Raw genomic sequence first — 12237 nt, 5'->3', positions numbered from 1 at the left:
TCACGGGGCTTCCGACGGGAGGAGGACGGTGGCGCCGACCGGGTCGTGCGGGACGACCAGTATCGGCCGGTGCTGCTGATGCGTCAGGTGCGCGGCGACGGACCCGGTGAGCAGTTCCGCTATCCGGCGTCGGCCAGCCTGGGATCCGACGACGATCATCACCGCGTCACGTTCCTCAGCCACCGCAGCGAGTGCGTGACTCGGGTCCCCGACGCGGGAGACGAAGTCCACGTCGACCGATCGCGCCGCAGCAAGATCTCTGATGACCCGCATGTCTTCGTCGGGGAGCTGCTGCGGGTCGCTGTCCGCCGTGTCCGGGTCGATCGGTTCGATGATCTCCGACCCGTCCGCACGCACCCCCGCTGACAGCAGCGCCGGATCGACGACCACACACACCAGGCGGGCGCTGAAGCGTTCAGCGACGGCAGCCGCGACACCGACGACGTCGTGCCCCTGCCCGGACTGCACACCGACCACGACAACACCGGCAGTGCTCGACTCGACCATGACATCTCCCTACCTCAGGCGCACAGAAGCGCAACCAGCTGAGATAGGGACTGTTGTCGACGAGTGTCGAGGTTGGGTCCGGCAAGCCCCACTGCCGGGTCCGAAGACACCACCAGTATGCACCCACCACCCCATGCCCGCACCGACGATCTTCCGCACCTCGAGAACCGGTCCGCTTCGTGACGCGGGACGACAGGGAGAGAAGCTTGAAGGGCGACACTGAGCGGAGCTGCTCACATCCTGACGCTCCAGAAACGGTCGTCGGCGAAACGATCCAGCACGGCAGCACTGGCGTTCGGATTCAGGGCGGCGACGTTGCGGATTGCCTGGTTCGGATCGGTGAAGAACGGCTCGAACTCGTCATCGGAACTCGCCGCCGACGCCCGCGCGTACCGGCGCTCCTCGTCGGCTCTTTCCTCCGGAGTCTTGCGCTTTCCCAAGTCGATCCTCTCCGTCTGCGTCGTGTTCCCGTGACAAAGCCCGCGGCTCGCGACCGGGCCGGCGGGCTCACCGTCGTCCTTGCCGCACACCGTTCAGCGACCACGTCGCCCTCGCGATCACGACGATAGCTCCCACCACCGACACCCGGGAGGCTGGGGAGCACGCCGAGGAGCACGCTGGTGGCGAAAGTCGAAGGCGCATGGACACGCCGAGCGGCGCAACGCCCGTCACGTGTGGGGCGCGTCGGCTCCCTCGAGCAGAAGGTCATCGTAGATCCGGAGGGCCAGCGCCACCTGCAGAGGATCCGCCCCGCGCGCTCCGACCGAGCTCTCGAACCGATCGACGCGCTGCCGCACGGTATTGCGATGCACGCCGAGGTGCTCCGCCGCCCGCACCGCGTTCTTGTCGGCGGCGTAGTAGGCCGCGACGGTGTCGCGCATCACGCGCGCCTGCTCGCCGGCACCGGCGTAGTCGCCCAGAACCTCGCGCACCCACGTCGCCGTCGCCGTGGCATCCTTCGTCAGCAGCTGGACCAGCGCGACCTGGGGGTCGGCGTACGACACCACCGCTCGGTCCCGGTAGCGGGGCGACGACAGCGCCACGAGCCGTGCGATCGCGGCCTGCTCGTGCGTTCGGCGAAAACCCTCGACGTCGTGGCCCGGCTCGCCGAGGGCGGTCCGCACGCCGGGCACCGTCGCCACGAGTTCCTCCACCCGTGCCAGTGCTCCTGCGTCGAGCCGAGCCCCGCCGAACCATGCCCAGGCCGTGGATCGATCGACCACGGTGATGAGCGGCGCGGCGGACGAGTGCACCGCCGTGGCCAGTCGGCGCAGCAGGAGGTCGATCTCGTGCTGGCGCGCCGCGTCTTCGGCATCCACGTCGGACCAGGCCATCACCCCGAGGTGCGTCTGTGCGAGCGTGTATCCGGTCTCCGAGACGAACCCGCGGATCGGCAGGGAGTCTCCGCGCAGCACCTTGAGGATGATGCTCGCGTTGAGGGTCGCTCGGGTGCTCCACCAGCGCCGACGTTCCTGCTCGTGCACGCCGGTCACGAGCTGCAGGATCCAGTCGATGTAACGGTGCACGACGTCGGCGATGTCGCGGACGACGTCGATCTTGACGCGATCGCTCACGCCGAGGCGCTCGGCCTCGTCCATGCCGAGCCGCAGGAACATGCTCTGACCCAGGTAGTAGGCGCGCGTCAGTGCCGCCAGGGGCACATCGCGCTGCGCGAGACGCGCCGCGTACTCGACGGCGGCCGTGGTCGGCTGCAGGCTATCCAGATCGATGCCGTTCGCGAGGATGTGGCAGATCGTCGTGACGTTGCCCTCGATGCTCGCCTGCAGCATCTCGACCAGCTGGGGGTCGCCGCCCAGGTCGTCGATGCGGGATGCCAACAGGTCTCGCATCTCGCGGACGATCTCGGGCATGCGCAGGTCGAGCTGCCGCGCGACGAGCGCGAGGAGCTCGGAAACGTCGCCCGTGTGCTCTTCGGCGGAACCGGATGCCGTCGTCACGCGGGCTGCGCCTCCCTGGCCCGTCTCGCGGGCGCAAGGCCCCGCAGCGCGCGCCGGGCGGCGTTCACGCCGCACAGTCCGTGGATTCCCGGCCCCGGCGGCGTCGCAGCGGAACAGAGGTAGAAGCCCGGCACCCCCGTATCGTACGGCTGCGCCGAGATTCGCGGGCCGAGCATGAACTGCAGCGGTGTCTTGGCGCCGGTGAGGATGTCGCCCCCGACGAAGTTCGGGTTCCGCTGGCTCCACTCCGTCGCGGTGATCACCCGGGTCGCCAGGATGCGATCGCGGAATCCCGGGGCGAACCGCTCGATCTGCGAGACCAGAGCGTCGGTGGCGTCCCCGGAGTATCCGGCGGGCACGTGGGCGTACGCGTACAGCGGGTGAATGTCGCCCACCGAGCGCTGCGGGTCGGCGACGTGCTGCTGACCGACGAGCACGAACGGGCGTTCCGGCATCCGCCCCTCGGCGACGGCGCGCTCGGCCGCCGCGATCTCGCGCGCAGAGCCCGCCAGATGCACGGTGCCGGCACGACCGGTCTCTTCCGCGCGCCACGGCACGCCGCCGGCGACCGCGAACTCCACCTTGAAGGCGGCGGGGCCGGGACGGAAGCGGCGGAACGCCTCGGCGGTGCGACGGGGCAGGCTCCCCCCGAGGATCTCGGCCACGGCATGCGGGTGCACATCGAGCATGACGACGTCGTGCGGGGGCAGATCGCGCCGGGAACGAATGCGGCGGCCGGTCTCGAACGTCACGCCTCGCTCGCGGAGCCGGGAGATGACGGCTGCGGTGAGCGTTCCGGTTCCGCCGGCGACGACGGGCCACCCCACGGCGTGTCCGGCGGTGATGATGCCCGCGCCGATCCCGCCGACGAGCGGTTGGTCGAGGCGTTGGAACGCGTGGGCCGCGACGCCCAGGAACAGAGCACGGGTTCGCTCCTCGGCGAAGGCACGCGCGGTCCACACCGGGGGCAGCGCGGCAGCGGCGCCGAACCGCGCGAGAAGCAGGGGGTGACGAGGGATGCCGACGAGGGGGCGGAGGATGTCTTCCGACAGCGCCGCGAACGAGCGCGACGAGGGGCCGAACAGGGTCTGCCACCGCCATCCGTCGGCGCCGAGGCCGGCCGCGGTCTCGACGATCGAGCGACGGAGCAACACCACGTCGCCGTCGTCGAGCGGGTGGGCGCAGTCGATCTCGGGGAGGACCCAGGGCGATTCCGGCAGGTCGAGGTCGGCGAAGTACGGCGAGCCGGCCGCCATCGGGTGGACCGCGGCGCAGTGGTCCTGGATGAGCCCCGCGAGGAGGGGCTCGCTGTTGCGCGCCCCTCCCCCGAGTTCGTCCGCCGCCTCGACGACGTGTACGTCCAGGCCCGCGGCCGACAGGATCGCGGCAGCGGCCAGCCCGTTGGGACCGCTGCCGACGACCACTGCGCGCGTCATTTCGAGACCCGCTCTCCTCGCCTGCGCGAGACCGTGCGGACGCTGTTCGTCACATCGGTCGTCGGAGCTTTCGCGTCAGCCCTCCAGGAGCGCTCGAGCGGGATGGGGCCGTCCGCGAGCCACGGCTGGGCGGCCACGGCATCCGCGACGCGCCATCTTCCCCGCTCGATGACACCACGGGCCGCATCGATCACCTTGTACTCCTGGAAGTCCGCGTGGATGGCCTGGGACTCCACCCATACCACCACGAACTCCCCGGGCGCGAAGTGGCAGCGGCTCTGCAGGGCACGGATGAGCGACTCGTCGTGCAGGTGGCCGTCGCCGAAGTTGAAGCCGATCACCGAGTTGCAGGCGAATTCGCCCTCGCGGATCGTGCGGGTCTCGATGTCGGGCAGCGCCCGGTAGAGCACCGAGAAGAGTCCGCGACCCTGGCTGTGCATCGAGCGCCACGCGAGCGTCTGCTGCATCGTGATCTCGGCGATCTCGGGGGCGTAACCCAGCTGAACGAGCTGATCGACCTGGTTCGACGTGGGCCGGATGACGGCATCCAGCTTCTGCTCCGCCCCCGGCGTGAAGGTCCACAGCGCCGACGCCCAGTTGCCCGCGTACTGACGCATCGACGGCAGGAACGAGACCTTGTCGGGGCGGAGGTTGCCGAGCGCGGGGAAGAACAGCAGGGCCGCGACGATCCCGGCGAGCAGCCACCCGTTCGAGAAGTCGGTGACCGCGTACCCCGCCTGCGCGGGGAAGCCGAGGAAGAGGAACACCGCGGCGTAGCAGAACAGGGTGTTCCACTCCAGCGGGACGGCGAGCGGGAAGGTCGAGAAGATGAAGAGGTGGAAGCCCACGATGAGGACGACCGCCGCGAGCGTCACCCAGAAGTTCTGCGAGAACAGAAGCACGAGCGGAACGGCGATCTCGACCGTGGTCCCCATCGCGTGCGCCATGAAGTGCGCGAGCTTCGACGGGCGCACGTCCCGAGGGAAGTCGCGGTACAGGGCGCGCTTGAGCCATCTCGGCGGCCAGAACGGGGTGTTGCTGAGCATCGGCGGGATGACGTTGACGAAGTGCTTTCCGAACTTCGAGATGCCCGCGCACACCCACACGGCCACGATGAGCAGCTTCAGCGCGATGATCATGTCGACGAACGACAGCACCGAGAAGAACACCAGCGCCGGCAGGTACTGCTCGATGCGCGAAGCGACCGCGATCGTCTTGTCGCGCACGCCCACGATCACCAGCAGCGCGATCGCGACGATCACGGGGGTGGTCTGCACCAACCCGCTCGTGTTCTCGGGAAGCGCCGCGGCGAGCGCAGGGGTCACCGTGCCGGGGAGCACGAGCGCCGTGGCGAGCGCCGCGAGGAACCCGAGGTAGACGACGACGTCGAACACGGTCCGCGTGTCACCGGCCGTTCCCGGCACCCAGGCCCACGGTCGTAGCCGGATCGTGCCCGGTCGCGCCCAGAACTGGATGCCACCGGTCATGGGCTTGAACTTGCCCGCCGTCGGCCCCCACGATCCGGCGAGGCCGATCGCTTCGAGCAGCATGGTCCAGATGATCGCCTTCTGGTAGACGATCGGCTGGTTCCACCACTGGTCGACCTGCCAGAACCATCCCACGCCGCTCGTCGCCGTGATGACGATGCTGCCGATGAGGAGCCACAGCACGGCGATCTTCACGAGGTAGGTCGCGGCGATCATGCGGGGCGATCCGAAGCCGTACTCCACCCAGTGCAGGGTCAGGGCTTTGATCCGCTCGCGCAGTGGCTGGTGCAGGAATGTGCTCGTGTCGACGGGCGGAAACTCCGCGGTTTTGAATCCCATGATCAACTCCTTCGGTGACGGGATGGGGGAAGCGAAGAGGTCAGGCGGTGGCCGCGGCGAGTGCGCGGCGCATGGCGGGCTTGTCGACCTTGCCGACCGGGTTGCGCGTGAGATCCGTGACGATGCGGATCTCGGCGGGCACCTTGATCTTGGTCAGGCCCTCGGCGCAGTGGGCGCGGAGCTGATCCTCGGTGACGACCTCGCCGGGGTGCAGCACGACATCGGCGATGGGGACCTCGCCGTACACGGGGTCGGGACGACCGATGACCGCGGCCTCGAGCACCGCGGGGTGCATGGCGAGGAAGCCCTCGATCTCTTTGGGGTAGAGATTCTCGCCACCGCGGATGATCATGTCCTTGGCCCGATCGACGAGCGTCAGATAGGCGTCTTCGTCCAGGATGCCGATGTCGCCCGTGCGCAGCCATCCTCCGCGCATCACCTCTGCCGTGGCATCCGGTCGTCCGAGGTACCCGCGCATGACCGTGGGGCTGAGGATCGCGACCTCCCCCCGCACGCCCGGCGGCACGAGACGGCCCTCGTCGTCGAGGATGGCGATCTGCTGGCCGGGGAGGGCGCGACCGACGGTGCCCGGCTTGCGCTCGCCCCACAGGGGGTTGCACGCCGAAGCGCACGTGGCTTCGGTGAGGCCGTAGCCCTCGAGGATGGGGATGCCGAATCGCTTCTCGCTGAGGGCGAGGAGCTCGGGGCTGGCCGGTGCGGCACCGCAGATCGCTAGGCGCAGCGAGGGCAGGCGCGGAATCTGTTCCCGCGGGACCTCGGTCAGTCTCGCGAAGATCGCCGGCACCGCCGAGAAGTAGGTGGGTCGATAGCGCTGGACCGCGTCGAGGAACGTGCCCGGGGCGAAACGTTCCAGGATCGACACGCTGCCGCCCGCACTGATGGGGGCGAGGAAGCTCACGCAGAGCGAGTTGACGTGGAAGAGCGGCAGGACGAGCAGTGCCTGATCGTCGGGTCCGAGCTCGATGTGGCGGCGGAGGGAGGCGGCCATGGCGCTGAGGTTGGCGTGATCGAGCATGACGCCCTTGGGTTGGCCGGTCGAGCCGCTTGTGTACACGAGCAGGGCCAGCGTGTCGGGGGTGATAGGCGGATCGTCGATGGATCCGTCGGGGATGCGCGCGAGATCCGCCGGCGCCAGCGTCTCGACCTCGACCGCGGGGGCGCCGGTCGTCACGAGCAGGCGCGCACCCGAGTCGTCGAGTTGGTAGCGCAGCTCCCGTTCCGTGAACGTGGGGTTCACCGGCGTGACCGCTGCACCCACGCGCCAGGCGCCCAGCATCGCGGCGAGGAACGCGACAGAGTTCGGCAGCATGATGGCCACAACGTCGCCGCGCCCGATCCCGCGCGCGGCGAACTGCTCCGCGCACGCGGCCGCACGCCGTTCGAGGCCGCGATAGCTGAGTTCTTCGGTCACGTCGCGCACAGCGGGCCGACCGGTCCCGGCTGAGGGGCTCCGCCACGGCAGGTGCGCGAGGCCGGGCACCGAGAGCGGTGTCGTGGTGCGCGTGTCGAGTTCGTCGAGAGACATCGTCGTTCACCTCCCCGCGTCGACGGCTGCGTCGGACGCGATTCGAGCGTTCTGGTGCGCGTCTTCGCGCTCCCCTCACGCTAGAAAGGTCGGCCGGGCAGCACAGTGGCGCGGGTGGCGGACTTCACACCGCAGAGTGTGCACGGTGCACGGATGCCGCGGTTGGTTGGCGGGGAGGAATCCCGGCCCGTCGGCTTCGCGCTGTCGGGAGGGTGGTCGTCGTTCTTGGGCGGACGAGCACAACCCCGTCGGGCCCGTCGCAAAGCGCGTCCCGAGCCATTTCTTCCCGCGCTAGCCTCGGGGCATGACCACGCGCGATGCGTCGGGGCGCTCCGTCGACGAGGCCCAAGACGCCCTCCACGAAGCCATGCGACGCAGCGACACGGATGCCTTGCGGAACGTGCTCTTCGAGGGTCTGGCATTCGAGCTTCCTGATGGCTCGGTGACCGACCGCGAAGCCGACCTCAACGCCCACTCGACCGGAGCGGTGCGCTTCGAGCAGATACTCGAACTGCACCGATCGACGCGAGAGCACGCGGGGAGGGCTCGGGTCGACTCGTTGGTCGACGCACGGCTGATCGACGACGGTCACCGCATCGAAGGAAAGATGAGCTACCTCCGCTATTGGTCGATCATCGATGGGCGGTGGCAGGTCGTCGCCGGCAGCGTCCAACCGGTGCCGTGAGTCGGGTGTTGTTCATCGGAAGCGCAGTGATCACGATCGGAGCGGTGATGTATCCGCGAGGTCGTTCGGGCACACCGCCGACGTGATTCGGCCGGTCGCGGGAGGCATACCGCTCTTCACGGCGCAGGCAGAATCAAGGGATGCCACCTCTCTCGCCCGATCCCCCACTCCCCGACTGCGACGTCTGCACGTCGGTCGCTGAGTACCGGATGAGCTACGGCCAGCGCGAGCTGGACATTCGCGTCACCGAGGACCGGCTCGCCGAGCGACTGGATGACGGGCGCATGCACGTCCTCCGCGCCGACGTCCCCCTCCGCGACATGATGCCGCTGGCGGAATCCGACCTGAAATACACGATCGTCCTCTTCGCGCAGTGCGCCGCGTGCGGAACGACCTGGTTGTACGGACTGTGTATTCGCGGCCGGCCGGCGTACAAGCCGGTGGAGGCGGGGACCGAGGAGAGGTGGCCGTGGTCTTCGGTGCCGGAGCGGGAACGCTGGGCGCGATGACGTGCGCCCGGATGCCGAGGGGTCAGCGGATCCTGCGGTGACGGCAGCGGCCCGGTCTACGGTGAGAGGCGTGCAGTCGCTCGGAATCGTCGCCGTCCCCGAGACGCTCGACGCCCCGATCGTGCTCATGACCCGCACCGTCTGAGCCCGCCCTCGAAAGGTCAGAAGATGCCCTCCGCCGTCACGCTCATCCATTCGACCGCCCTCTCCGGCCGCGCGGAGTATGCGTACGCCGCCACCGCTCCCGCTGAGGCGCGGCTGATCTTCCTCGCCGGTTCCTGCCCGCTGAACCTCGACGGCACGACCGCCGGCATCGGCGATTACGCAGCCCAGGCGGCCACGTGCGTCGAGAACATGACGATCGCACTTCGCGAGGCGGGCGCAGGTCTGACGGATGTCATCAGTACGCGTGTTCTGGTGGCCTCCACTCGCCAAGCCGACCTGGTGTCGGCGTGGGAGGTCGTCCGGGAGGCGTTCGGCGAGCATGACGCGCCGAGCACACTCCTCGGTGTCACCGTGCTGGGGTACGACGACCAGCTTGTGGAGATCGAGACGGTGGCTGCGGTGGTCGACTCCGGTCCGCGTGACTGACCCCACCGCACCCATCGACGCCTCGGCATCCGGAGAACACTCGGTCACCTTCCACGGGAAATGCCACACTGACAACGTGGGGATCAGGGGAAAGGGGCGATGGCCGCGCTCAGGCTTCGGCTGGGGCTGGCTCATCCTCAGCCTCGGCGCGATCGTGGCGAGTGGCACAACCGTCCTCTTCTCCATCGCCTTTCTGGGCGCGGAGTGCCATCATGCGGGCACCAGCTGGGGCAACAACAGGGCATTCTTCTGCCGCGACGTGATGGGGGGCTTCGCGGCTTCCGCGATGCCGTGGGTTGCCCTGGTGGCGGTGAGCGTTGCCATCATCGCGGGCCTCGTGGGCGGAACCACGACGATGGTGCGTCGCGGCCGCCGGGTGCGAGGCGCCTGGCTCACGTCAACCGCCCTCGCGTACGCCTTTCTCACCGCGGGAGCGACCTGGGCCCCGAACTCCGGCTCGGTAGGAGTGGACGTCGCCTTCTCCGTCTTCCCGCTCACGGCGCTGATAGCCACCGGGCTGCTCGTCGTCTGGGTGGGCATCACCGGCGGTCTGGGGATACTCGTGCTCGTGGCGCGGGCGCGACGTGCTCGTCCGGTTTCGGACGTCGTCGCGACGGACATTTCCTCCTAACGGCGGGCCGAATGCCGTCCGGGGGGCAGCGGCACGGCCGAGCTCGTGGCACCTCTCCGCGACGCCGCAAGCACCGCCGCCAACCCCTCCCGCAGATCGCGCACGAACTCCCCCGGCCCCTCCAGCGCGGGGAGCTGAGGGCCAGCAGTTCTCAAGCGAGATCCGCCCAGCGAGCCTTTACCTCGATCCATCCGTCGCCGCGTTGGTAGACGGACGGTAAAGACTTGCGCCACCAACGACATGATGCATGGCCTTCGTTTGCGTGAGCCTGGCGAGAAAGGATTCGAGTGCGTGCCGGAGAAGATACTCCTGCGTCGCCACCGGAGCGCCGTTCCTGGCACCCGAACGCGCGAACGCCCGCACCGCTCGGAAAACCTCAACACCGCTCACGCGAGAATCTCGAGTGCGTCGCGTACAGGCTTGGTGCTCCGAGGAAGGGCTCGAGCCACTTTCATCAAGGTCGCGGGCTTCCCTCCGCGTCGCAACCACTCTTTCAGCGCGTCGCGCGGAATCTCATAACCCGTGTCGGCTCGTAAGCGGAAGCAGTCCACGATCGTTCGTTCGGGCGTGTAGATGCCGATCCGCTGAGTGCTGCCGGGGATGACGACTTCCTCTCGCTCCAACAAGAAGGTGCCCGCATCGAACCGATGCCACTGGATGGCACTTTCTGACGCGGGAGCGCGGGTACCACGAGGAATAGCAACGTCGAGTGCGTCGGGTATGACATCAGTGAGGTCGTAGTAGGCGAGCGCCGAAACGAGGCAGATGGTCGCCTCAGGACGTCGGGCCGATGCTTCGAGCTGGTCCCAGTCCGTTGCGGGCGCGCCTTCGGGGAGATAGACGCCTCGAGCGATCCGCACCCATGCTCCCCTGTTCGCGCTGCGGTAGAAGCCGCTGCGGCTGCCCTTCGCGCGCGTAGCCGAGTTCGGCGTGACAAGTTGCACTGCTCCTCCTCGGTGATACGAAACGTATACAGGTAATATTACCTGGTAACGATCCGTCTCACAGGTTCGTAAGAGGGAATCCTCGCGCATCCTGATCCAAGGCCGCAGCCACAGCCCCACCGCAGGAACCGTCACGCGTTCACCTTCGACTCTCCGCCGCCCGCACGGTGCATCGACCGCGATCCCGCTTATACGATCGCCCGAAAGCATCACGGCCGCAGCACCAACGACTCAGGCGCGCGAGAGCGGAAGAACGAAGGGCGACAACTCAATGTCGAGATCATCTCTGCAACCGAGGACGCCGCTCCTCATCATGGTGGGGATCCATGTCGCGGCACTCATCGTGTTCGTGATCTTGGTGGGCGTCGACACGAGCCAACCGTCAGGAACTCCGGGTCGATTCTCCGCCGCCGCCGGATGGTTCCTGGCGGGCATCTTCCTCGCCCCGCTCCTCACGATAGGCGCGATCATCTGGTCGATGATTCTCCGTCGACGCGCTAAGACGACTGCGCCGCCCAGCCGAGCATGGAACAGTGTCCAAGCCGATCAGCCCGCCCGCGCGGAATTACCGCGAGTAGCGCCCACGCACTCCGAGAAACCCCTTGGGCCTCGCGTAGACGCAGATCGGTCCAATCGCACCTCGTACGCGACCCGCGCCGAAGCTCGCGCCGCTGCTGCGGCGAACAAAGCGGGGGCCAACGGCATGGTCGCTCGTGGCGCCGGCCCCACCCCTCCCCCATCCGCGCCACGCGAAGCTCTGCCGACGTCGAACCGCGGTTCCTACATGCTGCTCGGCAGCGACAAGTACAAGTCAACGGAAGTCGAGGGAGAGTTCGCCAGGACCTCCGAGATCGCCGCCGTGGTCAAGACTTTGACCGGTCGAGCCCTCCGCCTGGATCACGAGGTCGAGATTCCCGACGTCCCCGCCGTACTGCGAACGGAGCCCGAGAACCGCTACCACCGTCGCGCCATCATGGTCGTCGTCGAGGGCTCACACGTCGGTTATCTCGCGCGAGACGACGCCGACCGTTATCACGCAGCCATCAGCCGAGTCGAACGAGCCGGGTACGTGCCCACGACTCGCGCCCGGCTCTGGGCTGTTCAACGGCGCGGGTGGGATGAAGTCAAGAAATTGCATGCTCGGGTCTCACTCGCTCTGAATGAGCCGCATCTGCTTCACCCTATAAATGAGCCACCAAGCGTTTCCTACTCTCTCCTCCCGTGGGGAAACGCCGTCCAGGTGACGGGGGAGGAGAACCACCTCGAGGCAATCTCACCGCACGTCAACCCGGGCTCCGAAAGCATCGCGATCGGCACCCTCCATCGCGTCGAGACGACGAGTGCGCGCGGAATCGTGAAGCACACAGTCGAAGTGCGAATCGACGGCCGTGCCGTGGGGTCACTCACCGCGACGACCAGCCCGCACTTCTTGCCCACCATCGAACATCTGGAAAGAGACGGGCTCGTCGCTGCGACGTGGGTGAAGGTCAAGGGATCCGCGATCGCCGCGCAAGTCACCGTCCAAGCTGCGCGCGCACCGGAACTCCCACCAGAGTGGTTCGCCGGCCCCACCACCATCCCGTCTTTGTCCTGACTGAGTCAGC

The 12237-nt window shown here is 68.2% G+C and carries 12 protein-coding genes; 5 read left to right on the top strand and 7 right to left on the bottom strand.

Annotated features, from left to right (window positions below; translation table 11 throughout):
* From NE358_RS03245 to NE358_RS03220, 6 genes are all read right to left on the bottom strand, one after another.
* Positions 1 to 477 (bottom strand): universal stress protein, encoded by a 477-nt coding sequence (locus NE358_RS03245; RefSeq protein WP_289941438.1) that lies wholly within the window; start codon positions 475 to 477, stop codon positions 1 to 3.
* A gap of 263 nt (positions 478 to 740) precedes the next feature.
* The gene (locus NE358_RS03240) at positions 741 to 947 is read right to left on the bottom strand and encodes a hypothetical protein (protein WP_289941434.1); all 207 of its coding nucleotides are present in this window, start codon (positions 945 to 947) and stop codon (positions 741 to 743) included.
* Between the two features lie 228 nt (positions 948 to 1175).
* The gene (locus NE358_RS03235) at positions 1176 to 2465 is read right to left on the bottom strand and encodes a PucR family transcriptional regulator (protein ID WP_289941432.1); all 1290 of its coding nucleotides are present in this window, start codon (positions 2463 to 2465) and stop codon (positions 1176 to 1178) included.
* The gene (locus tag NE358_RS03230; protein ID WP_289941431.1) at positions 2462 to 3901 is read right to left on the bottom strand and encodes a phytoene desaturase family protein; all 1440 of its coding nucleotides are present in this window, start codon (positions 3899 to 3901) and stop codon (positions 2462 to 2464) included. Before NE358_RS03230 ends, NE358_RS03235 begins: the two co-directional genes overlap by 4 nt.
* Positions 3898 to 5727, bottom strand: coding sequence for a DUF3556 domain-containing protein (locus tag NE358_RS03225; RefSeq protein WP_289941429.1), 1830 nt, complete (start codon positions 5725 to 5727; stop codon positions 3898 to 3900). The genes NE358_RS03230 and NE358_RS03225 overlap by 4 nt, the downstream gene beginning before the upstream one ends.
* Positions 5728 to 5767: 40 nt before the next feature.
* Positions 5768 to 7273 carry a class I adenylate-forming enzyme family protein gene (locus NE358_RS03220; protein WP_289941426.1) on the bottom strand — a complete coding sequence of 502 codons (1506 nt, stop codon included), beginning with the start codon at positions 7271 to 7273 and terminating at the stop codon, positions 5768 to 5770.
* Positions 7274 to 7577: 304 nt separating this feature from the next.
* Here NE358_RS03220 and NE358_RS03215 point away from each other — a divergent pair, with 304 nt between their 5' ends.
* The 4 genes from NE358_RS03215 to NE358_RS03200 all read left to right on the top strand — a co-directional run bounded on the left by NE358_RS03215 (position 7578) and on the right by NE358_RS03200 (position 9689).
* Positions 7578 to 7958, top strand: a complete 381-nt coding sequence (locus NE358_RS03215) for a nuclear transport factor 2 family protein (RefSeq protein WP_103206650.1) — start codon at positions 7578 to 7580, stop codon at positions 7956 to 7958.
* 140 nt (positions 7959 to 8098) lie between these two features.
* The gene (locus NE358_RS03210; RefSeq protein WP_147301823.1) at positions 8099 to 8467 is read left to right on the top strand and encodes a hypothetical protein; all 369 of its coding nucleotides are present in this window, start codon (positions 8099 to 8101) and stop codon (positions 8465 to 8467) included.
* Positions 8468 to 8635: 168 nt separating this feature from the next.
* Entirely contained in the window at positions 8636 to 9058 is a 423-nt protein-coding gene (locus NE358_RS03205) for a RidA family protein (protein WP_116238614.1), read from the top strand.
* The gene (locus NE358_RS03200; RefSeq protein ID WP_116238615.1) at positions 9051 to 9689 is read left to right on the top strand and encodes a hypothetical protein; all 639 of its coding nucleotides are present in this window, start codon (positions 9051 to 9053) and stop codon (positions 9687 to 9689) included. Before NE358_RS03205 ends, NE358_RS03200 begins: the two co-directional genes overlap by 8 nt.
* A gap of 386 nt (positions 9690 to 10075) precedes the next feature.
* On the opposite strand, the gene NE358_RS03195 is transcribed toward NE358_RS03200, so the two are convergent.
* Positions 10076 to 10633, bottom strand: coding sequence for a type IV toxin-antitoxin system AbiEi family antitoxin domain-containing protein (locus NE358_RS03195; protein ID WP_116238616.1), 558 nt, complete (start codon positions 10631 to 10633; stop codon positions 10076 to 10078).
* Positions 10634 to 11417: 784 nt separating this feature from the next.
* On the opposite strand from NE358_RS03195, the gene NE358_RS03190 reads away from it, so the two are divergent.
* On the top strand, positions 11418 to 12227 hold the full coding sequence (locus NE358_RS03190; protein WP_116238617.1) for a hypothetical protein: 810 nt from the start codon (positions 11418 to 11420) through the stop codon (positions 12225 to 12227).
* Positions 12228 to 12237: the final 10 nt, after the last annotated feature.

The sequence above is a fragment of the Sphingomonas sp. G5 genome (genome assembly GCF_052660795.1).
The sequence above is the reverse complement of the archived record's forward strand: the minus strand, read 5'-3'. Positions and strand labels throughout refer to the sequence as shown.

Coding starts and splice junctions, on each gene's coding strand:
- NE358_RS03230 (WP_289941431.1), bottom strand. CDS start 3,901: ATGACGCGCGCAGTGGTCGTCGGCAGCGGTCCCAACGGGCTGGCCGCT.
- NE358_RS03225 (WP_289941429.1), bottom strand. CDS start 5,727: ATGGGATTCAAAACCGCGGAGTTTCCGCCCGTCGACACGAGCACATTC.
- NE358_RS03220 (WP_289941426.1), bottom strand. CDS start 7,273: ATGTCTCTCGACGAACTCGACACGCGCACCACGACACCGCTCTCGGTG.
- NE358_RS03215 (WP_103206650.1), top strand. CDS start 7,578: ATGACCACGCGCGATGCGTCGGGGCGCTCCGTCGACGAGGCCCAAGAC.
- NE358_RS03210 (WP_147301823.1), top strand. CDS start 8,099: ATGCCACCTCTCTCGCCCGATCCCCCACTCCCCGACTGCGACGTCTGC.
- NE358_RS03205 (WP_116238614.1), top strand. CDS start 8,636: ATGCCCTCCGCCGTCACGCTCATCCATTCGACCGCCCTCTCCGGCCGC.
- NE358_RS03190 (WP_116238617.1), top strand. CDS start 11,418: ATGCTGCTCGGCAGCGACAAGTACAAGTCAACGGAAGTCGAGGGAGAG.